At 46.7% G+C, this 25,039-nt stretch carries 23 protein-coding genes and 1 pseudogene; 17 read left to right on the top strand and 7 right to left on the bottom strand.

The window, feature by feature from the left end:
• Positions 1-351 precede the first annotated feature (351 nt).
• The 14 genes from mnmG to glmU all read left to right on the top strand — a co-directional run bounded on the left by mnmG (position 352) and on the right by glmU (position 13,233).
• Positions 352-2,247, top strand: coding sequence for a tRNA uridine-5-carboxymethylaminomethyl(34) synthesis enzyme MnmG (gene mnmG, locus R7E00_RS15395; protein ID WP_318124450.1), 1,896 nt, complete (start codon positions 352-354; stop codon positions 2,245-2,247).
• Positions 2,247-2,882, top strand: a complete 636-nt coding sequence (gene rsmG, locus R7E00_RS15390) for a 16S rRNA (guanine(527)-N(7))-methyltransferase RsmG (protein WP_130546159.1) — start codon at positions 2,247-2,249, stop codon at positions 2,880-2,882. The genes mnmG and rsmG overlap by 1 nt, the downstream gene beginning before the upstream one ends.
• Before the next feature lie 10 nt (positions 2,883-2,892).
• Positions 2,893-3,666, top strand: a complete 774-nt coding sequence (locus tag R7E00_RS15385) for a ParA family protein (RefSeq protein WP_005383838.1) — start codon at positions 2,893-2,895, stop codon at positions 3,664-3,666.
• Between the two features lie 24 nt (positions 3,667-3,690).
• Entirely contained in the window at positions 3,691-4,572 is an 882-nt protein-coding gene (locus R7E00_RS15380) for a ParB/RepB/Spo0J family partition protein (protein ID WP_005383840.1), read from the top strand.
• 189 nt (positions 4,573-4,761) lie between these two features.
• Positions 4,762-5,151, top strand: a complete 390-nt coding sequence (locus R7E00_RS15375) for a F0F1 ATP synthase subunit I (RefSeq protein ID WP_005378921.1) — start codon at positions 4,762-4,764, stop codon at positions 5,149-5,151.
• 8 nt (positions 5,152-5,159) lie between these two features.
• Positions 5,160-5,972: a F0F1 ATP synthase subunit A gene (gene atpB, locus R7E00_RS15370; protein ID WP_005378922.1), complete on the top strand. Its 813-nt coding sequence runs from the start codon at positions 5,160-5,162 to the stop codon at positions 5,970-5,972.
• A 56-nt stretch (positions 5,973-6,028) separates the two neighbouring features.
• Positions 6,029-6,283, top strand: a complete 255-nt coding sequence (gene atpE / locus R7E00_RS15365) for a F0F1 ATP synthase subunit C (protein ID WP_002540812.1) — start codon at positions 6,029-6,031, stop codon at positions 6,281-6,283.
• Between the two features lie 74 nt (positions 6,284-6,357).
• Positions 6,358-6,828 (top strand): F0F1 ATP synthase subunit B, encoded by a 471-nt coding sequence (atpF, locus tag R7E00_RS15360; protein WP_005378929.1) that lies wholly within the window; start codon positions 6,358-6,360, stop codon positions 6,826-6,828.
• 14 nt (positions 6,829-6,842) lie between these two features.
• A complete protein-coding gene (gene atpH / locus R7E00_RS15355; RefSeq protein WP_017635596.1) occupies positions 6,843-7,376 on the top strand; it encodes a F0F1 ATP synthase subunit delta in 534 nt (177 codons plus the stop codon).
• Between the two features lie 13 nt (positions 7,377-7,389).
• Positions 7,390-8,931: a F0F1 ATP synthase subunit alpha gene (gene atpA / locus R7E00_RS15350; protein WP_005378931.1), complete on the top strand. Its 1,542-nt coding sequence runs from the start codon at positions 7,390-7,392 to the stop codon at positions 8,929-8,931.
• A 44-nt stretch (positions 8,932-8,975) separates the two neighbouring features.
• On the top strand, positions 8,976-9,842 hold the full coding sequence (gene atpG, locus R7E00_RS15345) for a F0F1 ATP synthase subunit gamma (protein WP_005378932.1): 867 nt from the start codon (positions 8,976-8,978) through the stop codon (positions 9,840-9,842).
• Between the two features lie 35 nt (positions 9,843-9,877).
• On the top strand, positions 9,878-11,281 hold the full coding sequence (gene atpD, locus R7E00_RS15340) for a F0F1 ATP synthase subunit beta (RefSeq protein WP_005378933.1): 1,404 nt from the start codon (positions 9,878-9,880) through the stop codon (positions 11,279-11,281).
• 18 nt (positions 11,282-11,299) lie between these two features.
• Positions 11,300-11,722: a F0F1 ATP synthase subunit epsilon gene (locus R7E00_RS15335; RefSeq protein ID WP_005378937.1), complete on the top strand. Its 423-nt coding sequence runs from the start codon at positions 11,300-11,302 to the stop codon at positions 11,720-11,722.
• A 149-nt stretch (positions 11,723-11,871) separates the two neighbouring features.
• Positions 11,872-13,233 (top strand): bifunctional UDP-N-acetylglucosamine diphosphorylase/glucosamine-1-phosphate N-acetyltransferase GlmU, encoded by a 1,362-nt coding sequence (glmU, locus tag R7E00_RS15330; RefSeq protein WP_047102566.1) that lies wholly within the window; start codon positions 11,872-11,874, stop codon positions 13,231-13,233.
• Between the two features lie 80 nt (positions 13,234-13,313).
• On the opposite strand, the gene R7E00_RS15325 is transcribed toward glmU, so the two are convergent.
• On the bottom strand, positions 13,314-14,054 hold the full coding sequence (locus tag R7E00_RS15325; protein ID WP_005383852.1) for an amino acid ABC transporter permease: 741 nt from the start codon (positions 14,052-14,054) through the stop codon (positions 13,314-13,316).
• A 115-nt stretch (positions 14,055-14,169) separates the two neighbouring features.
• Between R7E00_RS15325 and R7E00_RS15320 the strand changes: the two genes are divergently transcribed.
• A complete protein-coding gene (locus R7E00_RS15320; protein WP_170890920.1) occupies positions 14,170-14,946 on the top strand; it encodes a transporter substrate-binding domain-containing protein in 777 nt (258 codons plus the stop codon).
• A gap of 44 nt (positions 14,947-14,990) precedes the next feature.
• On the opposite strand, the gene punC is transcribed toward R7E00_RS15320, so the two are convergent.
• On the bottom strand, positions 14,991-16,196 hold the full coding sequence (punC, locus tag R7E00_RS15315) for a purine nucleoside transporter PunC (RefSeq protein ID WP_054579443.1): 1,206 nt from the start codon (positions 16,194-16,196) through the stop codon (positions 14,991-14,993).
• A gap of 152 nt (positions 16,197-16,348) precedes the next feature.
• Here punC and punR point away from each other — a divergent pair, with 152 nt between their 5' ends.
• Positions 16,349-17,251, top strand: a complete 903-nt coding sequence (punR, locus tag R7E00_RS15310) for a DNA-binding transcriptional activator PunR (RefSeq protein WP_005378948.1) — start codon at positions 16,349-16,351, stop codon at positions 17,249-17,251.
• A gap of 54 nt (positions 17,252-17,305) precedes the next feature.
• On the opposite strand, the gene ilvA is transcribed toward punR, so the two are convergent.
• The 5 genes from ilvA to ilvG are packed head-to-tail and all read right to left on the bottom strand — an operon-like array spanning position 17,306 to position 23,604.
• Positions 17,306-18,853 carry a threonine ammonia-lyase, biosynthetic gene (gene ilvA, locus R7E00_RS15305; protein WP_215810514.1) on the bottom strand — a complete coding sequence of 516 codons (1,548 nt, stop codon included), beginning with the start codon at positions 18,851-18,853 and terminating at the stop codon, positions 17,306-17,308.
• A 2-nt stretch (positions 18,854-18,855) separates the two neighbouring features.
• Positions 18,856-20,697, bottom strand: a complete 1,842-nt coding sequence (gene ilvD / locus R7E00_RS15300; RefSeq protein ID WP_053308105.1) for a dihydroxy-acid dehydratase — start codon at positions 20,695-20,697, stop codon at positions 18,856-18,858.
• 13 nt (positions 20,698-20,710) lie between these two features.
• Positions 20,711-21,649 carry a branched-chain-amino-acid transaminase gene (gene ilvE / locus R7E00_RS15295; RefSeq protein ID WP_005378953.1) on the bottom strand — a complete coding sequence of 313 codons (939 nt, stop codon included), beginning with the start codon at positions 21,647-21,649 and terminating at the stop codon, positions 20,711-20,713.
• Positions 21,650-21,661: 12 nt separating this feature from the next.
• Entirely contained in the window at positions 21,662-21,946 is a 285-nt protein-coding gene (ilvM, locus tag R7E00_RS15290; protein WP_005378958.1) for an acetolactate synthase 2 small subunit, read from the bottom strand.
• An 11-nt stretch (positions 21,947-21,957) separates the two neighbouring features.
• On the bottom strand, positions 21,958-23,604 hold the full coding sequence (gene ilvG, locus R7E00_RS15285) for an acetolactate synthase 2 catalytic subunit (protein ID WP_005378960.1): 1,647 nt from the start codon (positions 23,602-23,604) through the stop codon (positions 21,958-21,960).
• Positions 23,605-24,069: 465 nt separating this feature from the next.
• Here ilvG and R7E00_RS15280 point away from each other — a divergent pair.
• Positions 24,070-24,981 (top strand): annotated as a pseudogene (locus R7E00_RS15280) (YifB family Mg chelatase-like AAA ATPase); the annotation flags it as partial.
• Positions 24,982-25,039 lie beyond the last annotated feature (58 nt).

The following is a 25,039-nucleotide window of genomic DNA, read 5'->3' as shown; positions in this document are numbered from 1 at the left end:
AGATCCAGTGATTTTCCTTTAGTTATCCCAATAACAACTTTGATCAATTTCACCCCCTGTGTATAACCACCACTTTTGATCCCAGGTAATCCTCGATCTGATCCAATCATGATCACAAGATATGATCCAAAGAAGATCCATGATCTTGTTGATCATTTTTAGGTTATCCACAGAAACGGTCGATCCTAATAATAGATCTAATAAAAGATCATATATATAGATCTTATATATATTTATCTTGAAGCTTAAAACGGATAAAACGAGAAAACGTTTTTCTCTCTGGCATAAAGCAGGTAAAATACGGCTCCTTTATCTGTCCATTAAATCCCTTTGAATACCTGAGGTCAGTTCATGCTTTATCACGAAAACTTTGACGCCATTGTTGTCGGTGGCGGACACGCAGGAACGGAAGCCGCGCTCGCATCTGCACGCACAGGACAAAAAACGCTTCTCCTTACCCATAACATCGATACATTAGGCCAGATGTCTTGTAATCCGGCGATCGGTGGTATTGGTAAAGGTCACTTAGTAAAAGAAGTAGATGCTATGGGCGGTTTGATGGCTGAAGCCATCGACCATGCAGGTATTCAGTTTCGTACACTAAATGCCTCCAAAGGTCCTGCAGTACGAGCAACTCGAGCTCAAGCCGATCGCGCTCTGTACAAAGCGTACGTTCGTAATGCATTAGAAAATGCGCCTAACTTAACGTTGTTCCAGCAATCAGTTGATGATCTGATTGTTGAACAAGATCGCGCAGTTGGTGTGGTAACTCAAATGGGACTTCGCTTCCATGCGAAAGCCGTTGTGCTAACCGTGGGTACCTTCCTTGGTGGTAAGATCCACATAGGTATGGAAAGCTCGTCTGGTGGTCGTGCCGGGGATCCACCATCGATCGCATTAGCGGATCGACTGCGTGAACTGCCGTTCCGTGTGGATCGTTTAAAAACAGGTACTCCACCGCGCATTGATGCTCGTACTGTTGATTTTTCAGTGCTAGAAGCTCAGCACGGTGATAACCCAACGCCTGTATTCTCGTTCATGGGCAAACGTGAACAGCATCCGCGTCAGATTCCATGTTTCATCACCCACACCAATGAACAAACTCACGATGTGATCCGCAGTAACTTGGATCGCAGTCCAATGTACGCAGGTGTGATTGAAGGTATTGGTCCTCGTTACTGTCCGTCTATTGAAGACAAAGTGATGCGTTTCGCTGACAAAAACAGCCACCAAATCTTCATTGAGCCAGAAGGCCTAACCACGCACGAGTTATACCCTAATGGTATCTCGACCAGCTTGCCATTTGATGTGCAAGTACAAATCGTGCGCTCAATGAAAGGGTTTGAAAATGCACACATCGTTCGCCCAGGTTATGCGATTGAATACGATTTCTTCGATCCACGTGATTTGAAGCAAACGTACGAGACGAAGTTCATCCATGGTTTGTTCTTTGCTGGCCAGATTAATGGTACGACTGGCTACGAAGAAGCCGCAGCGCAAGGCTTGATGGCGGGCCTAAACGCAAGCTTGTTTAGCCAAGACAAAGAAGGCTGGAGCCCACGTCGTGACCAAGCTTACATGGGCGTGTTGATTGATGACTTATCGACCATGGGTACCAAAGAGCCGTACCGCATGTTCACTTCTCGTGCGGAATACCGCCTGCTACTTCGTGAAGATAACGCCGATTTACGTTTAACGGAAAAAGCGCGCGAGCTAGGCTTGATTGATGATGTTCGTTGGGCTCGCTTTAACGAGAAAATCAACAATATGGAAACGGAGCGTCAGCGTTTGAAAGCAACGTGGATGAATCCGAAGTCAGAGGGTGTTGATGAGTTGAACAAGCTGCTGAAAACCCCAATGGCCCGTGAAGCGAGTGGTGAGGATCTTCTGCGTCGTCCAGAGATCACTTATTCGCAACTGACGCAACTTGAAGCGTTTGCTCCTGCTCTTGAAGATCAGCAAGCGGCTGAGCAAGTTGAAATTCAAGTGAAATACGATGGTTACATCAAGCGTCAGCAGGAAGAGATCGAAAAATCACTGCGTCACGAAAATACCAAGTTACCTGCTGATTTGGATTACCGCGATGTAAAAGGTTTATCAAACGAAGTCGTTGCTAAACTGAGCGAGGCCAAACCAGAGAGCATCGGTATTGCATCACGCATTTCTGGTATTACGCCTGCTGCAATTTCTATTCTACTTGTTCACTTGAAAAAGCATGGTTTGCTGAAGAAAGGTGAGGAAGAATAATGAGCGCATTGCGAACAAAGCTGGATTCACTGATCGCGAAAACCGATTTGGAAGTGTCAGAACAGCAACGAGAGCAGTTAGTTGGTTATGTCGAACTGCTCGACAAATGGAACAAAGCGTACAATTTAACATCGGTACGTGATCCGCTTGATATGTTAGTGAAACATATTCTTGATAGTATCGTTGTAAGCGCACACCTGCCCGGTGAGCGCTTCATTGATGTTGGTACTGGTCCGGGGTTACCGGGTATCCCTTTGGCAATCATGAACCCTGAGAAAACCTTCTTTTTGCTCGACAGTCTTGGCAAACGCATCCGTTTTATCAAGCAAGTTGTGCACACATTAGGGCTGAAAAACGTGACACCAATTCAAAGTCGTGTCGAAGAATTCCAACCTGAAGAAAAATTTGATGGCGTTTTGAGTCGAGCTTTTGCTTCAATGATAGACATGGTGGAATGGTGCCACCATTTGCCGAAACAAGAGCACGGGGTGTTTCTAGCGCTGAAAGGACAGCACCCTAAAGATGAAATGGATCAGCTTCCTGAATGGTGCAGTGTGACAGAGATCATATCTTTGGCTGTTCCTGAGTTGGAAGGTGATCGTCATCTAGTAATCTTATCGCGCAAGGAAAATTAGCGAGGTAATCGTGGGTAAAATTGTAGCAATCGCCAACCAGAAAGGTGGGGTCGGCAAAACAACAACGTGCATTAACTTAGCGGCTTCGATGGCGGCAACAAAGCGCAAGGTTTTGGTGATCGATCTCGACCCGCAAGGCAATGCTACGATGGCCAGTGGCGTGGATAAGTATATGGTCGACGCCACCGCATACGATCTTTTGGTTGAAGATACACCGTTCGATCAAGTCGTTTGTACCCAAACAACAGGGAAGTATGATTTGATCGCGGCGAACGGAGACGTGACCGCGGCAGAAATCAAATTGATGGAAGTTTTCGCTCGTGAAGTGCGTCTAAAAAATGCATTGTCGTCAGTTCGCGATAACTATGATTTCATCTTTATTGATTGTCCTCCTTCTCTAAACCTTCTTACAATCAATGCGATGGCGGCAGCTGACTCTGTGCTGGTGCCGATGCAATGTGAATACTTTGCGTTAGAAGGTTTAACTGCTCTTATGGATACAATCAGCAAGTTAGCGGCCGTGGTCAATGAGAACCTCAAAATTGAGGGCTTACTACGTACCATGTACGACCCACGCAACCGCTTATCGAATGAAGTATCCGATCAACTTAAAAAACACTTTGGGAATAAAGTTTACCGTACTGTCATTCCACGTAATGTTCGTTTGGCTGAAGCGCCAAGTCACGGTAAGCCTGCAATGTACTACGATAAGTACTCCGCAGGTGCCAAAGCGTATCTTGCTCTAGCGGGCGAAATGCTCCGCCGCGAAGAAATCCCAGTTTAACTCTAACCTAAGGAATTCAATCCCATGTCTAAGCGTGGTCTCGGAAAAGGACTGGATGCGTTATTGTCGACCAGTTCGTTTGCTCGTGAAAAACAGCATATTGCATCGCATAGCCAAGAATTATCGGCAGACGGTGAGTTAACCGATTTAGCGATTGGTCAATTGCAGCCGGGCGTATACCAACCGCGTAAAGATATGGCGCCTGAAGCGCTAGAAGAACTAGCGGCTTCGATTCAATCACAAGGCATTATTCAACCAATCGTGGTTCGCCAGGTCGAAAATGGTCAGTTTGAGATCATCGCAGGTGAGCGCCGCTGGCGTGCTGCAAGGCAGGCGGGTTTAAAACGCGTGCCGTGTTTGGTGAAAAAAGTTGAAGATCGTGCCGCCATCGCCATGGCGTTGATTGAAAACATTCAACGTGAAGACTTGAATGTGATTGAGGAAGCCCAAGCGCTTGAACGTCTACAAGATGAATTCACGCTGACACATCAGCAAGTGGCCGATGTGATTGGTAAATCAAGAACGACGGTGAGTAACCTATTACGTCTGAATCAGTTGGAAGTTGATGTAAAAGGTCTGGTTGCAGATAAAAAATTGGAAATGGGTCATGCTCGAGCTCTGTTAGCGTTAGAAGGCGAACAGCAAGTCGAAGTAGCTCAACAAGTGGCTAAGAAGCAAATGACTGTTCGCCAAACCGAACAGTTAGTAAAAAAGTGCTTAGCCCCACAAAATGAGCAAAAAGGGCAACAAGAGGATACCGAAGCCGAGCAAATGTCGCATAAATTGAGTCAGCTGCTTGATGCAAAAGTTTCTCTTACCCGTTCTGCAAACGGAAAAGCGAAATTGACGATAAGTCTTGATGAGCCTCACAAATTGGACCAACTAATTGCCAAGCTTGAGGCCTAGATGAGATAATTGATTTAGGTCAATTAATCTAATTAATCGAATTTTGTGCGAAAGTTGTCGTTTTGTAAACAAAACTGTAAGTTTTTGATGCAATCGAATTGCTTTACGTTGAACTGAACGTATAATTTTCGCCAATTTCCCAGCACAGAGAGTTAAGTGCGAAGTGGATATTACTAGAGGTACGAATACATGGTAGCTGCGTTAGCTAGACCAGGACGAGAGCTCGCAAGGCAATTGTTAATGATCCAGTCTGGCGCGGTTATTTTTGTGGCAGCAGGAATGGCGGTAGCCATAAATCCTGACTGGGGATTTTCAGCGCTGATTGGCGGAGGCATTTTTGTTGTTGCCAATGCAGTATTCGCGCTGTGTGCTTTCATGTTTAGTGGAGCTCGCGCTGCCAAGCGCATCGCTGCTTCCTTCTATACGGGTGAAGTACTGAAAATTCTCATCACGGTTGCACTGTTCTATGTTGCCTACATGTATATGCAGGTGGAACTTGTTCCCCTCAAACTAACCTATTTGCTGGTACTAGGTATTAATATCTGTGCACCAGTGCTATTCATTAACAACAAAAAATAGGATGAGTTATGGCTGCGCCAGGTGAAGCGCTAACATCGTCCGGTTACATTGCCCACCACCTTTCTAACCTATCGCTATACAAGTTGGGTTTAGTAGGGTCGGAGACAAGTTTCTGGAACGTACATATCGATAGCCTGTTTTTTTCTTGGTTTACTGGTTTAATTTTCCTCGGAATTTTTTACAAAGTAGCAAAGAGAACAACAGCGGGTGTACCGGGTAAGCTTCAGTGTGCTGTAGAAATGATCGTTGAATTTGTCGCCGATAACGTCAAAGACACGTTCCATGGACGCAACCCACTGATCGCGCCTTTAGCACTGACTATCTTTTGTTGGGTATTTTTGATGAACGTGATGGACTTAGTTCCTATCGACTTCTTACCATACCCAGCAGAGCATTGGCTAGGTATTCCTTACCTTAAGGTTGTACCGTCTGCTGATGTGAATATCACCATGGCTATGGCTCTAGGCGTTTTTGCATTGATGATTTACTACAGCATCAAAGTAAAAGGTCTAGGTGGATTCGCAAAAGAACTTGCACTACATCCATTCAATCACCCACTGATGATTCCGTTTAACCTACTAATTGAAGTGGTATCGCTATTAGCGAAACCTCTATCACTTGGTATGCGTCTATTCGGTAACATGTTCGCGGGTGAGGTTGTATTCATTCTTTGTGCGGCAATGCTACCATGGTACTTACAATGGATGGGTTCACTACCGTGGGCAATCTTCCATATCTTGGTTATTACGATTCAAGCCTTCGTATTCATGATGTTGACAATTGTTTACCTGTCAATGGCACACGAAGATCCTGATCATTAATTTTTTAAAGCTTTTTATTTGGGCACTAAGCCAACAACTATAAATTGGAGATAGTAATGGAAACTTTACTGAGCTTTTCTGCAATCGCCGTAGGTATTATCGTCGGTCTTGCTTCTCTTGGTACAGCGATTGGTTTCGCACTGCTAGGTGGTAAATTCCTAGAAGGTGCTGCACGTCAACCAGAAATGGCTCCTATGCTACAAGTTAAGATGTTCATCATCGCGGGTCTACTTGATGCGGTTCCAATGATCGGTATCGTAATCGCGCTACTATTCACTTTCGCAAACCCATTCGTTGGTCAACTAGGTTAATCACCTTTAACTCGGGACGGGCGATTATCGCTTGTCACTGATTAACACTAAGTCCAAATAGAGGGGTAGCTGTTGTGAACATAAACGCAACTCTGCTAGGTCAAGCAATCTCGTTCGCACTATTTGTGTGGTTCTGCATGAAGTATGTATGGCCACCATTGATGCAAGCGATCGAAGAGCGTCAGAAGAAAATTGCTGATGGTCTTCAAGCAGCAGAACGTGCTGCGAAAGACTTGGATCTAGCACAAGCCAACGCTTCTGATCAATTGAAAGAAGCGAAGCGCACAGCAACTGAGATCATCGAACAAGCGAACAAACGTAAGTCTCAAATTCTTGATGAAGCTCGCGAGGAAGCTCAGGCAGAACGCCAGAAAATCCTAGCGCAAGCAGAAGCAGAACTTGAAGCTGAACGCAATCGTGCACGCGATGAGCTGCGCAAACAAGTTGCTACTCTGGCTGTAGCTGGTGCTGAGAAAATCCTTGAGCGTTCTATCGATAAAGATGCGCAAAAAGATATTCTCGACAACATTACTGCAAAACTTTAAGTCTGGGGGCGCATATGTCTGATTTGACTACTATCGCACGCCCCTATGCTAAAGCAGCCTTCGACTTTGCTTTAGAGAAAGACCAGTTGGACCAATGGGGCCAAATGTTATCTTTTGCTGCTGAAGTGGCCAAAAACGAACAAATGAACGAACTACTAACGGGTTCGGTTTCTGCTGACAAAATGGCAGAAATTTTTGTTGCAGTTTGCGGCGAACAAGTTGATGCGCACGGTCAAAACCTTTTGAAGGTAATGGCTGAGAATGGTCGTTTAGCGGCCCTTCCTGATGTTTGCACGGAGTTTTTTACTCTGAAAAAAGAACATGAGAAAGAAATTGATGTTGAAGTAATTTCAGCAACAGAGCTTTCTGATGAACAACTTGCAAACATTGGCAGCAAACTTGAAAAGCGTCTTGAACGCAAAGTGAAGCTGAATTGCAGTGTAGATGAGACCCTACTTGGTGGGGTTATTATTCGAGCCGGAGACCTAGTCATCGATGACTCAGCGCGTGGTCGTTTGAACCGCCTGAGCGATGCATTGCAGTCTTAATGGGGATTGGAGCATGCAACTTAATTCCACGGAAATTAGCGATCTGATCAAACAACGTATCGAATCTTTCGAAGTTGTTAGTGAAGCTCGCAACGAGGGTACTATCGTATCGGTAAGCGATGGTATCATCCGCATCCACGGCCTAGCGGACGTGATGCAAGGTGAAATGATTGAATTACCGGGTGGCCGTTATGCACTGGCACTTAACCTTGAGCGTGACTCGGTTGGTGCGGTTGTAATGGGCCCATATGCTGACCTTAAGGAAGGCATGAAAGTTACAGGTACTGGCCGCATTCTTGAAGTGCCAGTTGGTCCAGAACTACTAGGCCGCGTAGTAAACACGCTGGGTGAGCCTATCGATGGTAAAGGTCCAATCGAAGCGAAAATGACTTCGCCTGTAGAAGTGATCGCACCAGGTGTAATCGACCGTAAATCGGTAGACCAACCTGTGCAAACTGGTTATAAGTCAGTTGACTCAATGATCCCAATCGGTCGTGGTCAGCGTGAGCTTATCATCGGTGACCGTCAGATTGGTAAAACAGCACTGGCGATCGACGCGATCATCAACCAGAAAGACTCTGGTATTTTCTCTATCTACGTAGCAATCGGTCAGAAAGCATCGACTATCGCTAACGTTGTTCGCAAACTAGAAGAGCACGGCGCACTACAAAATACTATCGTTGTAGTTGCATCAGCTTCTGAATCTGCAGCGCTTCAATACCTAGCGCCTTACGCAGGTTGTGCGATGGGTGAATACTTCCGCGATCGCGGTGAAGACGCACTGATTGTTTACGATGATCTATCTAAGCAAGCGGTAGCTTACCGTCAGATCTCTCTACTACTTAAACGTCCACCAGGCCGTGAGGCATTCCCAGGTGACGTATTCTACTTACACTCGCGTCTACTAGAGCGTGCAGCTCGTGTAAACGAAGAGTACGTAGAGCGTTTCACTAACGGTGAAGTGAAAGGTAAGACTGGTTCTTTGACTGCTCTTCCTATCATCGAAACTCAAGCAGGTGACGTTTCAGCATTCGTACCGACTAACGTAATCTCGATTACCGATGGTCAGATCTTCCTACAAACTGAGCTATTCAACGCTGGTGTTCGTCCTGCTGTTGACCCTGGTATCTCAGTATCTCGTGTAGGTGGTTCAGCTCAGACGAAAATCATCAAGAAACTATCAGGTGGTATCCGTACAGCACTAGCTGCATACCGTGAACTAGCGGCATTTGCTCAGTTCTCTTCTGACCTTGATGACGCAACGAAGAAACAGCTAGACCATGGTCAAAAAGTTACAGAACTAATGAAGCAGAAGCAGTACGCTCCAATGTCTGTATTTGACCAAGCTCTAACTATCTTCGCGGCAGAGCGCGGTTACCTTGATGATGTAGAACTTAACAAAGTTCTAGATTTCGAGGCGGCTCTACTATCGTACGCTCGCGGTCAATACGCTGAACTAGCAGCTGAGATCGACAAGTCTGGCGCTTACAACGATGAAATCGAAGCTCAGTTGAAGAAACTGACTGACGACTTCAAAGCAACCCAAACTTGGTAATTAGGTCGGTGGCAGTTTCTGCCACCAACTAACGGAGAGTAACGATGGCCGGCGCAAAAGAGATACGTAATAAAATCGGTAGTGTTAAAAGCACTCAGAAAATTACGAAAGCGATGGAAATGGTAGCAGCTTCAAAAATGCGTCGTTCTCAAGATGCAATGGAAGCTTCTCGTCCATACGCTGAAACAATGCGTAAAGTGATCGGTCATGTGGCTAACGCAAACCTAGAGTACCGTCATCCGTACCTAGAAGAGCGTGAAGCTAAACGTGTTGGTTACATCATCGTTTCGACAGACCGTGGTCTGTGTGGTGGTTTGAACATTAACGTGTTCAAAAAAGCCGTTACAGATATGCAAGCATGGAGAGAGAAAGGTGCTGAGATTGAGCTAGCCGTTGTTGGCTCAAAAGCAACAGCTTTCTTTAAACATGGTGGCGCAAAAGTTGCGGCACAGGTTTCTGGTCTTGGAGATAATCCAAGCCTACAAGACCTAATCGGCTCTGTTGGCGTAATGCTGAAGAAATACGATGAAGGTGAACTGGACCGTCTATATGTAGTATTCAACAAGTTTGTAAATACTATGGTTCAGCAACCAACGATCGATCAATTGCTACCTTTGCCTAAATCGGACAGCGAAGAGATGCAGCGTGAGCATTCATGGGACTACATCTATGAGCCTGAACCAAAACCTCTACTGGATACGCTATTAGTGCGTTACGTAGAGTCTCAGGTATACCAAGGTGTGGTTGAGAACCTTGCTTGTGAGCAAGCGGCTCGAATGATTGCGATGAAGGCTGCAACGGATAACGCAACCAGTTTGATTGACGATTTGGAACTTGTGTACAACAAAGCCCGTCAGGCTGCGATTACACAAGAACTATCAGAAATCGTTGGTGGTGCAGCTGCGGTTTAAGCTTAGGTAAAACGAAATAGTTTAGAGGATTAACGATGGCTACAGGTAAGATCGTACAGATCATCGGTGCGGTAGTCGACGTAGAGTTCCCACAGAGCGATGTACCTAGTGTATATGACGCTCTAAACGTAACGGACTCAAAAGAGCGTCTAGTTCTTGAAGTTCAACAACAGCTAGGCGGTGGCGTAGTTCGTTGTATCGTAATGGGTAGCTCTGATGGTTTACGTCGTGGAGTAGAAGTGGTTAACACTGGCGCTCCAATTTCAGTACCAGTAGGTACTAAAACTCTAGGTCGTATCATGAACGTCCTAGGTGACGCGATTGACGAGCGTGGTGAAGTGGGTGCGGAAGAGGTTTACTCTATCCACCGTAGTGCACCAAGCTACGAAGAGCAATCAAACGAAATTGCACTTCTAGAAACGGGCGTTAAAGTAATCGACCTAATTTGTCCATTCGCTAAGGGTGGTAAAATCGGTCTATTCGGTGGTGCAGGTGTAGGTAAGACCGTTAACATGATGGAACTTATCAACAACATCGCACTACAGCACTCAGGTCTATCAGTATTTGCTGGTGTTGGTGAGCGTACTCGTGAAGGTAACGATTTCTACTACGAGATGCAGGAAGCGGGCGTTGTAAACGTTGAGAAGCCTGAAGAATCAAAAGTAGCGATGGTTTACGGTCAGATGAACGAGCCACCAGGTAACCGTCTACGTGTTGCACTGACTGGTCTAACAATGGCAGAGCGTTTCCGTGACGAAGGTCGTGACGTACTACTGTTCATTGATAACATCTACCGTTACACACTTGCAGGTACAGAGGTATCAGCACTACTAGGTCGTATGCCTTCTGCGGTAGGTTACCAGCCAACTCTTGCAGAAGAGATGGGTGTACTTCAGGAGCGTATCACGTCAACGAAATCAGGTTCTATCACGTCTGTACAGGCGGTATACGTACCAGCGGATGACTTGACTGACCCGTCTCCAGCAACAACGTTCGCGCACTTGGATGCAACGGTTGTACTTAACCGTAACATCGCTGCAATGGGTCTATACCCTGCGATCGACCCGCTAGATTCAACATCTCGTATGCTTGATCCACTAGTAGTAGGTCAAGATCACTACGAAGTTGCTCGTGGTGTTCAGCAGACTCTTCAGCGCTACAAAGAGCTGAAAGATATCATTGCTATCCTAGGTATGGACGAGCTATCTGAAGAAGATAAGCAAGTTGTATCTCGTGCACGTAAGATTGAGCGTTTCTTAACTCAGCCTTACCACGTAGCAGAAGTATTTACAGGTGACCCTGGTATTTACGTACCTCTAAAAGAGACTCTACGTGGCTTTAAAGGTCTACTAGCTGGTGAATACGACGACATTCCTGAGCAGGCATTTATGTACTGCGGTAGCATCGACGATGCTATTGAGAATGCGAAGAAGCTATAAGGCTAACTAGGAGGCGATATGGCAGCAATAACCTTTCACCTAGACGTGGTAAGCGCCGAGAAGAAAATCTTCTCTGGTCGTGTTGAAACGTTTCAGGTGACCGGTAGCGAAGGTGAACTTGGTATTTTCCATGGTCACACACCGCTGCTGACCGCTATCAAGCCTGGTATGGTGCGTATTGTGAAACAGCACGGCCACGAAGAAATTATTTATGTTTCTGGTGGTATGGTAGAGATTCAGCCTGGTACAGCGACTGTACTAGCTGATACAGCTATCCGTGGTGAAGAGCTAGACGCAGCGAAGGCAGAAGAAGCCAAACGCCGCGCTGAGGAGCAAATCCAGAATCAGCATGGTGACATGGACTTCGCACAAGCGGCCAGTGAACTGGCTAAAGCCATTGCTCAGCTACGAGTTATCGAGCTGACAAAAAAGCGTCGCTAAGCTCAATTAGCAACGTTGCATGAAAAAAGGCGGCCAATTGGTCGCCTTTTTGATTAATTTTAGTTGGAAATTTACCTTACTCCATTAACTATTTTAAAAGAGCTGTTTAAAATAACGGCCAATTAACATAAAACGTCAATAGGTTATCAATGAAATTCAGTGCTGTGATTCTTGCAGCGGGTAAAGGTACCCGTATGCATTCGAACATGCCTAAGGTGCTACACACTTTGGCAGGTAAGCCAATGGCAAAACATGTGATTGATACATGTACAGGTCTAGGTGCACAAAATATCCACTTGGTCTTTGGCCACGGTGGTGATCAAATGCAAACCACTCTTGCAGAAGAGCCTGTAAATTGGGTGCTTCAAGCGGAGCAGTTAGGGACAGGTCATGCGGTTGATCAAGCGTCTCCGAAGTTTGAAGACGATGAAAAAGTACTGGTGCTTTACGGTGATGTTCCACTGATTTCAGCTGAAACGATTGAAAACCTATTAGATGCACAGCCAACAGGCGGTATTGCACTACTAACAGTGATTCTAGATAACCCGACAGGCTACGGTCGTATTATCCGTAAGAATGGTCCTGTTGTGGCGATCGTTGAGCAAAAAGATGCAACAGAAGAACAAAAACAAATTAAAGAGATCAATACTGGCGTGATGGTTGCGACTGGTGGGGATCTTAAGCGTTGGTTGTCTGGCTTAAACAACAACAACGCACAAGGCGAATACTACCTAACTGACGTTATTGCAGCTGCACACGATGAAGGTCGTGCCGTTGAGGCAGTACACCCAGTCAATGCCATTGAGGTGGAAGGGGTCAACGACCGCGCACAGCTTGCTCGTCTAGAGCGTGCTTTCCAGTCAATGCAAGCTCAGAAGCTGCTAGAGCAAGGTGTCATGCTACGCGATCCAGCACGCTTTGATTTGCGTGGTGAGTTACAGTGCGGTATGGACTGTGAAATCGACGTGAATGTTATCGTCGAAGGTAAAGTTTCACTGGGTGATAACGTGGTTATCGGTGCGGGTTGTGTACTGAAAGATTGTGAAATCGACGACAACACCATCGTTCGCCCTTACAGTGTGATTGAAGGTGCAACGGTTGGTGAAGAATGTACGGTTGGTCCATTTACTCGCCTTCGTCCTGGTGCTGAAATGCGTAACGATTCCCATGTGGGTAACTTCGTTGAAGTGAAAAATGCGCGCATCGGAGAAGGTTCAAAAGCGAACCACCTAACTTACTTAGGTGATGCAGAGATCGGTCAACGTACTAACATCGGTGCAGGTACTATCACTTGTAACTACGATGGTGCGAACAAGTTTAAAACCATCATCGGTAATGATGTTTTTGTTGGTTCTGATAGCCAGCTGGTGGCGCCTGTCACTATCGCTGATGGCGCAACCATCGGTGCTGGCACGACACTAACAAAAGATGTTGAAGAAGGTGAGTTAGTAATTACTCGCGTCAAAGAGCGCAAAATTACTGGCTGGCAGCGTCCTGTAAAACAGAAATAAGCAATACCTGCACTCTATCGCTATATTGTCAAAGCCGCTCAACAAGTGCGGCTTTGTTGTTTCTAGCTAATGCTTCATCGCTAGTAGCTAGGAATGGCAATACGTTTTTCGAGCCAACGAACGGCTTGAGATACAAATAGGATGAGCAACAAGTACTCCAAAACGAGGAAGGTATAAATCTCTAAGGGTAAGTACTCATTCACCACCAGCTCATTAGCACGGCGAGTGAGATCGCTTAAACCAATCACGCTGACTAAAGAACTCATCTTGAGAATGTAGACAAATTGATTACCCAGTGGTGGGAGAATTTGCCGAAACGCTTGGGGAAGAATTACCAAGCGCATCTTTTGCCAATAGCTTAAGCCCAAAGACTCAGCTGCTTCATGCTGGCCACGGCTGATAGCTTGTATCCCACCGCGAAACACTTCCGCCATAAACGCACTCTCAGCGATAGTCAGTGCAATAACACCCGCCCAAAAGTGATTGAGTGAGACATCCAATAGCGTAGGCATGCCGTAATACACCCAAAGTAGTAAGACTAAAACTGGCACTGAACGGATCACCTCGACATAAATACGGTTTATCCACTTCAGAGAGGCAGAGTCCGACAGAGCGGGTAACGCAACGATCAGACCCAAGCTCATCGCAAATAACATACTGAGGAGTGATACCTGAATGGTGTCATTAAACCCAGCGATTAAAAACTTTAGATTGGTGAGCCCTTGATCCGTCGAAGGGTCAAGTACATACCAGCCCCATTGATAATCTGAACAACCAGTGAGTAATAGCAGTGAAAACAGCCATAGAGTTCGAAACGTCACATTTACTCCCTGAATTAACTAAAAAACTTCCTTTGTTGCTGCTATGTTATCAGTAGAGCTCTAATAAAGGTTAATTATTAAACCGTATAAGGTCATTATTTTTAAGGGAATAAAAATGAGAAAGATTTTACTAGTGCTAGGAATGTGTTTGCTTGCTGCGACTCAAGTCGCTCACGCTGAAAGCCGTCTTCAATCTATTTTAGACAATGGCGTACTCCGAGTTGGAACGACGGGAGATTGGAATCCGATGACGATGAAAGACCCCGCGACAAACAGTTATCGTGGCTTCGATATCGATGTAACAACAGAACTTGCTAAAGATCTCGGTGTAAAAGTGGAGTATGTTCCCACGGATTGGAAGACGCTAGTTAATGGCATTACCGCCAACAAGTACGATATTACTGGCAGCGCATCTCTGAACATGTCGCGCGCGAAAGTAGCTGGATACAGCCAGCCATATTTCTACCTTGCCTTTGTACCTGTGGTGCAAAAGAAAGATCTCGCCAAATTCTCTGATTGGGCGGATTTTAATAAACCAGAAGTAAAAGTCGCGGCGACGTTAGGTACGGTACAAGAAAAAATGGTGAAAGAGTTCTTCCCGTCTGCTCAGCATATTGTTATTGAAGCGCCAGCGCGCGACTTCCAAGAACTACTAGCTCGCAGGGCCGATGTATCGGTGACGTCCAATGTGGAAGCTGCGACGTTGGTGGATAAGTTTAAACAATTGGCGATAGTGCCAGTGACCGCACCGCGTAAACCAACCCCAATTGCTATGTTGTTGCCGCAAGACGATCAAGTATGGATTAATTACATCAATCACTGGGTAGAGTTGAAAAAGACTCAAGGCTTTTTTAAGCAGACTGCCAGGAAATGGGGGTTGAAAAGCTTATAAACAGAAAGAGCCGCATTGCGCGGCTCTTTTTATTATCTGAACGATTAAAGTTCGTCTTCACTCACGACTCGGGCGTTGTCAGGAGTCGTAAAGTGCTTGGATAATTCGCGATTCGACAGAATGTATCCCATCCACAGCCCACCCATACAGATGATGATTGCGATGCCAGTAACCATCTGAGCTTGGCTTGCCATTGCGGCTACCAATGCACTTGAGAAGCTACTTACACAGATTTGCAGGCTGTTTTGCAGACCTGCTGCTGTTGCAGGGCTCTGTTGTGCGCTGGCCAATGCACGGTTTACCACGATTGGGTACAGCGCGCCGTTAGCAACGGCAATCAAACAGAATGGCGCAAGAATAGGCCAAATCGATGACAGATCCCACTGTGAAGCAATGAAAATCATTAATGCCGCGACACTAAATAGGCCAATCAGTTGGCGCAGAACCTTTTCATCACCAAATTTTCGAACGCCTACTTTACCTAAGTAGCCACCAGCCATAAACGCGATGGTTTGTGGGATAAAGCTCAAACCAATATCTTTTGCTTCGTAGCCCAGTTGCGCCATGATTTCTGGCATCCCAGTTAGGTAAGCAAAGAATGCAGCTGAAGCCGTCGCAAACATAAACACGTTGCCAAGGTATTTTTTAGAACTCAGCAGCGCTTTGATGTCGGCAGACATACTGGTTTGTTTGATTTCTGCTTTCTCGTCTTTTTGTGCCATGGTCGCAAAGACCAAAAAGACACCAACCAGTGTTAGCGTAATAAAGATACTGTGCCAGCCGAAGTTATCTGCCAACACAACCCCTAATTGAGGTGCTAGTGCTGGTGATAGCGCGACGAGTGGCATGATTGTCGCAAAAATTTGTTGGCTACTGCTTGAGTAGCGTTTAATGACCATAGCCTGCCAGATCACGGCTGGTGCACACACACCGATAGCTTGGATAAAGCGCAGTGTGAGTAGTTGCCATACTTGATCACAGAAAGCCAAACCGAATGACGCGATAGTAAATAGCACCAACCCGGCTGCGAGTGTATTACGATGGCCAAATTTATCGGATGCCAATCCCCACATTAGCTGGCCAATCGCCATACCAACGAGGAATACCGTTAAAGAGAGCGCAATTTGCTCAGGGCCTGTTGCAAAGTCGATTTCCATCGCTTTGAATGCTGGCAGATACATATCGGTAGCAACGAAGCCAAGCATCGATAATGCTGCCAGATAAATGAGCTGTAGTTTTGAGATTTTCATGATTCAACCAGTCAAATTATTTAATCATTTTTTAATCAACATCAGTTGGCGCCAACCCTGATTTATTTACTTTATTATTCTATTTTTCGATTTTGAGAAAATAAAACGCTAAAATTGTTGGTTATCAATCAAATTTTTTGAAAGGTTAAATCATGTTCTCTAAAGCGTCTTTGGAAATGCTGGATACGGTTGCCCGTTTAGGCAGTTTCACCGCTGCGGCTGAGGTATTGCATAAAGTCCCCTCAGCCATCAGCTATGGAGTAAGGCAGGTCGAGCAAGATTTAGATGTGGTGCTGTTTCGACGTTTACCAAGGAAAGTCGAGCTAACTCCAGCGGGTGAACTTTTTATGGCCGAGGCGCGCTCTTTGCTGCGTCAAATGGAAGAGGTGAAAGCACAAACGCGGCGAGCGGCTCAAGGATGGAAAAGCACGTTAAAGCTGACCTTAGATAACGTGGTGAAGTTAGAAAAACTCAAACCTTTGGTGGAAGATTTCTATCGCGAGTTTGAATTTGCTGAATTGCAGATCAATATGGAGGTCTTCAATGGTTCTTGGGAAGCCATAGCACAAGGTCGAGCCGACATTGTCGTTGGCGCGACATCTGCGGTTCCCGTTGGGGGAGATTTTGAAGTCAAAGATATGGGCGTATTAGATTGGGCATTTGTAATGTCACCCGCTCATCCTTGCGTTCGACAACAAGTGCTTACTGAAGCGTTTGTGAGTCAATTTCCGGCGATCTGTCTTGATGATACTTCGAACGTGCTGCCAAAACGCCATACTGGCCATTATCCGCAACAGCGCCGATTATTATTGCCCAATTGGTATAGTGCGATTGAATGTTTAAAAAATGGGGTGGGCGTGGGTTACATGCCACGTCATATTGCAACACCCTTAATCAATGATGGTGTGCTGGTGGAGAAGGTCATGCCGGATGATAAACCGCTCAGTCACTGCTGCTTAGTATGGCGCAAAGATGATAATCATAAATTGATCCAGTGGATGGTGGACTATCTTGGGTCGCCTAATCAGCTACATAAAGATTGGTTACAGTCATAAAAAACACCTCGCATTAGCGAGGTGTTTTCATTGATATGTTTAAAATGTGGCGTTTTATGACAAGAAAAACTTATACGATGGGTTGTCTGTCTCGTCTTTGCATTGATAGCCAAGTTCACGTAAATGTGCAGAAAACTGAGCTAAATCGCTTTCATCTAACTCGAAACCACATAAAACACGTCCGTAGTCAGCGCCGTGGTTACGGTAGTTGAACAAACTGATATTCCAGTGTGTGCCGAGTGTGCTTAAGAACTTAAGTAGCGCCCCAGGGTACTCTGGGAATTCAAAGCTGTAGAGGCGCTCTTTAAGCGGCTTAGACGGCTTACCACCAATCATGTAGCGCACGTGCAGTTTCGCCATTTCATCATCAGACAGGTCAACCACTGGGTAGCCACCATCACGTAAGTCGTGAATGATATGTTCTAGCTCTTCCTGACCGCCTTGCAAACGCACACCGACAAAGATATTTGCCAATGCGTCATCGTTGTAGCGGTAGTTAAACTCTGTCACGGCACGGCCGCCAATGAGATTACAGAACTCAAAGAAAGCACCTTGACGCTCAGGGATGGTGACGGCAAGCAGACCTTCACGTTTTTCACCAAGCTCGCAGCGTTCAGAAACATAACGCAGACCGTGGAAGTTGGTGTTTGCGCCAGACAATACCGTACCTAGGTTTTTGTCTTTCAGCTTGTTCTGTTCAGCAAACTTCTTCAAACCCGCCAGAGCAAGCGCGCCAGAAGGCTCTGCAATCGCACGGGTGTCTTCAAAGATGTCTTTTACTGCTGCGCAGATTTCATCGCTAGAGACTGCAATATGGCCATCAATGTACTTTTGGCATAGACGAAACGTCTCTTCACCAATGCGTTTTACTGCAACGCCATCGGCAAACATGCTGACCTGGTCTAATACTACTGGTTCACCTGCATCCAATGCCGCTTTGAGGCATGACGAATCTTCTGGCTCAACTGCAATCACTTTGATTTCTGGCATCAGTTGCTTCACAAGTACCGCAACACCCGCAGCCAAACCGCCACCACCGACAGGGACGAAAATGTAATCAAGATGACCATTTTGCTGCAGCATTTCCATGCCGATGGTGCCTTGACCTGCAATCACCAGTGGGTGATCGAAAGGAGGGACAAAGGTGTACCCGTTTAACTCGGATAGACGCTCTGCCTCGGCTTTTGCCTCATCAAAGTTGCTGCCGTGCAGCACTACATTGCCACCGAAGCCACGTACCGCATCGACTTTGATGTCTGGTGTGGTTTTGGGCATCACGATGGTGGTCTTGATGCCTAGCTTAGTACCAGAGAGCGCCATGCCTTGAGCGTGGTTACCTGCCGATGCTGCAATGACACCAGCGGCTTTCTGTGCTTCAGATAAACTCGCCACCATGTTGTATGCACCGCGCAATTTGAACGAGTGTACGGGTTGGCGATCTTCACGCTTGATCTGCACATTATTCCCGATACGTGCAGATAAACGAGGCATTTCTTGCAGTGGCGTCACTGTTGCTACTTCATAAACAGGTGCGCGAAGGATTTGGCGCAGATAATCTGCGCCAGTTTGGTTCACTTGTTTTTCGGGTTGAGCTTCCATCATTGCTAGCCCTCTAGCTTCGACTTGTCTCGTACTGCACCCTTGTCAGCACTGGTTGCCATACTCGCGTACGCTTTGAGTGCAAATGAAACTTCACGTTGGCGGTCAACTGGTTTCCAGCCTAGTTCGTCTTGTTTTGCACGGCGCTCAGCAAGTTCTTGTTCAGACACTTGGAGTGAAATTGAACGGTTTGGAATATCAATTGCGATCATATCGCCTTCTTTTACCAGACCAATTGCACCGCCGTTTGCTGCTTCAGGAGAGGCGTGACCGATTGACAGACCTGATGTGCCGCCAGAGAAACGGCCGTCAGTCAGAAGTGCACACTCTTTGCCAAGGCCCATCGATTTTAGATAAGTGGTTGGGTAAAGCATTTCTTGCATGCCCGGACCACCTTTAGGGCCTTCGTAACGGATAATTACCACGTCGCCAGCTTTTACTTTGCCACCCAAGATGCCTTCTACGGCGTCTTCTTGGCTTTCAAATACTACGGCTGGGCCAGTGAATTTATGAATGCTCTCATCCACACCAGCAGTCTTAACGATACAACCATCTAATGCGATATTGCCTGATAGAACGGCTAGGCCACCTTCTTGGCTGAAAGCATTGTCTTTGGCACGAATACAACCTTCAGCGCGATCATCATCAAGTCGATCCCAGCGACAATCTTGTGAGAATGCTTGTGTAGTACGAATACCTGCAGGACCTGCGCGGTAGAACTTGAGTACTTCTTCGTCTTCAGTTTGGATGATGTCGTATTTCGCCAGCTGCTCTTTCATCGAAAGGCCAAGCACGGTGCGCGCATCATTGTGTAGAAGACCTGCACGGTCAAGCTCACCAAGGATAGCCATTACACCACCAGCGCGGTGCACGTCTTCCATGTGATATTTCTGGGTAGATGGTGCCACTTTACATAGGTGTGGTACTTGGCGTGATAGGCGATCGATATCTTCCATATCGAAATCCACTTCACCTTCTTGCGCCGCGGCAAGTAGGTGCAAAATGGTGTTGGTTGAGCCACCCATTGCAATATCCAGTGCCATTGCGTTTTCGAAGGCATCAAACGTAGCGATGTTGCGAGGCAGTGCTGATTCGTCATCTTGCTCGTAGTAACGACGAGTCAGTTCAACGATGCGACGACCTGCATTAAGGAACAGCTGTTCACGGTCTGCGTGCGTCGCCAGCATAGAACCGTTGCCCGGCTGAGAAAGACCCAGGGCTTCTGTTAGACAGTTCATCGAGTTTGCGGTGAACATGCCTGAACACGATCCACACGTTGGACATGCGCTACGTTCGATCTGCTCACTTTGCTCATCAGACACTTTTGGATCCGCGCCTTGGATCATCGCATCTACAAGGTCTAGTTTGATGATCTGATCAGAAAGCTTGGTTTTACCCGCTTCCATTGGACCACCAGAAACAAAGATAACCGGGATGTTGAGACGCATAGATGCCATCAACATTCCCGGAGTGATTTTGTCACAGTTAGAGATACATACCATGGCATCGGCACAGTGCGCGTTGACCATGTACTCCACAGAGTCTGCGATCAGTTCGCGTGAAGGCAGTGAGTACAGCATGCCGCCGTGACCCATTGCGATACCATCATCAACCGCGATGGTGTTGAATTCTTTCGCAATACCGCCAGCTTTTTCGATTTCGCGTGCTACAAGCTGACCCATGTCTTTCAGGTGTACGTGACCCGGAACAAATTGAGTAAACGAGTTTACAACGGCGATGATTGGTTTACCGAAGTCTTCTTCTTTCACACCCGTTGCACGCCACAGTGCTCGTGCACCCGCCATGTTACGACCATGTGTGGTGGTAGCTGATCTATATTTTGGCATTTCCTAATCCTTCTTACTTCTGTTCTGGGTACACATAGTCTAACCAGCCCCACTTATCTTCCGTGGTGCCGTCAAATAGGCCAAAGTAGGCTGCTTGTAGTTCTTTAGTGATAGGGCCGCGCTTACCAGTGCCCACTTCAATCTTGTCGATGGTTGCCACTGGTACAATCTCAGCCGCAGTACCTGTCATGAAGACTTCATCGGCAAGGTAAAGGGCTTCACGAGCAATGTTCGCTTCACGGACTTCGTAGCCTTTATCGCGTGCAATTGTCATGATCGAGTCGCGAGTGATGCCCGGTAGAATCGCGCTAGTTGCTGGTGGTGTGGTGATTACGCCATCTTTGATAACGAAGATGTTTTCACCAGCCCCTTCCGATAGGTAACCATCTACGCTTAGCGCAATACCTTCGTCGTAACCGTGACGACGCGCTTCACCACCAACCAGTAGTGAAGATAGGTAGTTACCGCCTGCTTTAGCTGCAGTTGGGATGGTGTTTGGCGCAGCGCGGTTCCAGCTTGAAATCATCGCATCGACACCTTTTTCTAGCGCTTCTTCGCCTAAGTAAGAGCCCCAAGGAAATGCTGCAATGATTAGATCCATCTCAGTGCCAACTGGTGGACATACGCCTAAGCCAACATTACCGACAAAACCCAATGGACGAATGTAAGCGCTGTCGAGTTTGTTTTGGCGCAGTGTTTCGCGGGTCGCTTCCATGATTTCTTCTACAGAGAAAGGGATCGGAAAGCGGTAAATCTTGGCAGAATCTTTTAGACGTTGTGCATGCTCACGGTGACGGAAGACAATTGGGCCTTTTGGTGTGTTGTAACAGCGCACGCCTTCAAACACGGATGTACCATAGTGCATTGCGTGAGTCAGAACGTGAACGTTCGCCTCTGCCCATGGAACCATCTCACCATTAAACCAAATGAAATCTGCAGTTTTCGTTGCCATTTGTTGCCTTCCTTATGCACTTACGTGTTGTTGTAAGTTGTGATTTGGCAGTTCATCGTTGCGGATTTTTAGCACCTCAACCTTACGAACGTCCCACAACTTCTCTATTTGATTGATCAAAAACGAGATTGGTCGATCGCTGTCGACGATGATCTCGACGCTGGCTACTTTGCTTTCGTGGTTTTGCGTAGCAGCGACTTGTTTGATCACGAAGCCTCGGTGACGAATCACACGTAGAACGCGCTCCAACAGTACCGGTTTGTCATCGGCTTTGATGTCGAGTAAATATCTGTCCATGCGATTGTCTCCTATGTATTTTCCAACATATCACTGTTTGATGCGCCAGGTGGCACCAATGGCCACACGTTTTCTTCTTCATCAATCAAAACGTGAAGCATGTAAGAAGTTTCACTCGCTAGCATCTCTTTGAGAGCAGGTTCGACTTCTTCTTTCTTGGTGATGGTTTTGCCCGGGATATCGAACGCTTTTGCTAACATCACGAAATCTGGGTTGTCATCAAGAATGGTTTCACTGTGGCGACCGTCAAAGAACAATGACTGCCATTGGCGAACCATGCCAAGACGTTGGTTATTAAGAAGGACAATCTTCACTGGAATCTGACGACGCTTCAGCGTGCCCAATTCCTGAACGTTCATCATAAATGAACCGTCACCTGTAATAAGGATAGACTGATCATCAGGACGTGCGACTGCAGCACCCATCGCCGCTGGCAAGCCAAAGCCCATGGTGCCAAGGCCAGCAGAAGTGATGAAATTTTGTGGTTCGCGTGGCTGGATATGTTGCGCTGCCCACATCTGGTGCTGACCGACGTCGGTCGAGACAATTGAGCTATCTGGCATCATGTCAGACAGCTGTTTAAGCAATAGCGGTGCGTAGATTAACTCGCCCGGGTGGTCGTAACGCCACTTAAAGCCGCTGCGCAGACTTTCACTGTGATGAACCCACGGTGAGATATCTTGAGTCAGTTCTAGCTGAGGGAGAATGGTGTTGATGTCGCCACGTAATGGTGCGTTGGCGTGGCGCAGTTTATGAATCTCCGCAGCATCAATGTCGATGTGAATCACTTTCGCATTTGGTGCAAACGTATCGAGCTTACCCGTCACACGGTCATCAAAACGCGCGCCAACCACAATCAATAGATCAGCTTCTTGAACCACTAGGTTGGCGGCTTTGGTGCCATGCATACCCAACATACCAAGATAGTGGGGATCATGGCGTTCAATGGTACCGAGGCCTTTTAATGTGCTAACTGCAGGCATTGGGTTTAAGCGAAGAAATTCGCGTACTGCATCGGTTGCTTTCGCAAGTTGCACGCCACCACCAACATACAACACTGGGCGAGTAGATGCTGCCAGCACATCTTGCGCACGTTTGATATCTTCAGCGCTGACATCTTCGATTGCTGGTGCTATGTATGGAGGAAGAAGGTCTGTGGGTGCTTGAGCGAGTTGAACGTCTTTGGCGATATCGACAATGACTGGACCCGGACGACCGGTTTTTGCGACCTCAAAGGCTTCGGCAAGTGTCGGAGCTAGATCTTCAATTTCGGTCACGAGATAGCTGTGCTTAGTACAGGCTAGGGACATTCCGATCACATCCATTTCTTGGAATGCATCGGTACCGATATGAGAGCTAGCAACCTGGCCTGTGATGGCAACTAGAGGTACGGAGTCAAGGAAAGCGTCGGCAAGGCCGGTAACAAGGTTAGTGGCTCCTGGGCCAGAAGTTGCCATGCACACAGCAACGTCTTGAGTGGAACGAGCCATCCCGATAGCTGCCATAGCGGCCCCTTGCTCGTGACGGCATAGGATGTGTTCCACCCCACCGTCATACAAAGCATCATAGATTGGCATGATGGCCCCGCCGGGGTAGCCAAAAACGGTTTCGATGCCTTGCTGTCTTAAAGCGGCTACGACAAGTTGTGCACCAGTCATCGTAAACCTCCTTTGCTACGTTGTGGCTCGTAGCGATTGCCATATTTATTGCACTTCATGTGCACTCCCATTCTTCCCGTTAAACTGTCCGAGGGTTAGACAGATGACAACTTGTAGTTGTAAAAAAACCCCCGGACTTTTCAGTGCGGGGGTTTTTTGTAATTTGTGGTTACCTTTCGCCCACAATACCCCGCGCGGTGCCAATAATGACCACGATAATCAGGGCTAGCAGTGCGTTGATATGAGCGAAAAGGTTCATCTGTCTGTCGTTCTTTTTTCGTTAAAAAATGTTGTGTAATGTTCTACGAAATTGTTTGCGTCATTAGTGGTATCACACAATTCCGCTGCATGACAAGCAAAAAGTCATTCTTTTTTCACATTAACTCTCAATTGGGACGCGGTATATAACATAACCAACCAGATAAAACATTTGTTTACAGAGTGTTCAAAAAAATTGAGGAACGTATGGGGCTGGCAATCATTCATAGTCGAGCAAGCGTCGGGGTGCAAGCGCCATCGGTTAGTGTAGAAGTTCATATCAGCAACGGCATGCCAGGGTTTACCTTAGTAGGCTTGCCAGAGACAACGGTAAAAGAGTCCAAAGATCGCGTACGCAGTGCGATCATTAATTCTAACTTTCAATTTCCTGCTAAGCGGATCACCGTGAACTTGGCTCCGGCAGATCTACCCAAGGAGGGAGGGCGTTTTGATCTTCCTATTGCATTGGGAATTTTGGCCGCTTCGGAGCAAATCGCGACAGATAAGCTCAAAAACTACGAATTTGTTGGTGAGTTAGCGTTATCTGGTGGTCTGAGACCTGTAAAAGGTGTGCTGCCTGCTGCGCTGGAAGCCAGTAAGATTCAACGTCATTTGGTCGTCCCACATGTGAATGGCGATCAGGCGGCGCTGGTGGGGAAGGAACAACATAAATCGGCCCAATCATTACTGGAAGTATGTGCCGAGCTTTGTGGTCAACATCGACTGAATCTTTTTCAAACGCCTAAGCGAAAAACGATCGAAAAACATGGTCGAGACTTACAAGATATTATTGGCCAACAACAAGGTAAGCGAGCACTGGAGATTGCTGCCGCTGGAAACCACAACTTACTTTTCCTTGGCCCGCCAGGTACTGGAAAAACGATGTTGGCTTCGCGTTTGTGTGACTTATTACCGGAAATGAGTGACGAAGAAGCAATGGAAACCGCTTCGGTGGCATCGTTGACTCAGAGTGAAATTAATGAGCATAACTGGAAGTCGCGTCCGTTTCGTTCTCCGCATCATTCAAGTTCAATGGCGGCATTAGTCGGCGGTGGTTCGGTACCCAGACCAGGGGAGATCTCTTTAGCCCACAACGGGTTATTGTTTCTCGATGAAATTTGCGTTATCCCAATAATTAAAATTTATCAATGTAAAGTTAATTGCCTGAATTGTAGGG

The sequence above is a fragment of the Vibrio sp. Vb1755 genome, assembly GCF_033338635.1.
GTDB classification, from domain to species: Bacteria; Pseudomonadota; Gammaproteobacteria; order Enterobacterales; family Vibrionaceae; genus Vibrio; species Vibrio alginolyticus.
Note: the sequence above shows the minus strand (reverse complement) of the source record. Positions and strands in the feature narration are given on the sequence as shown.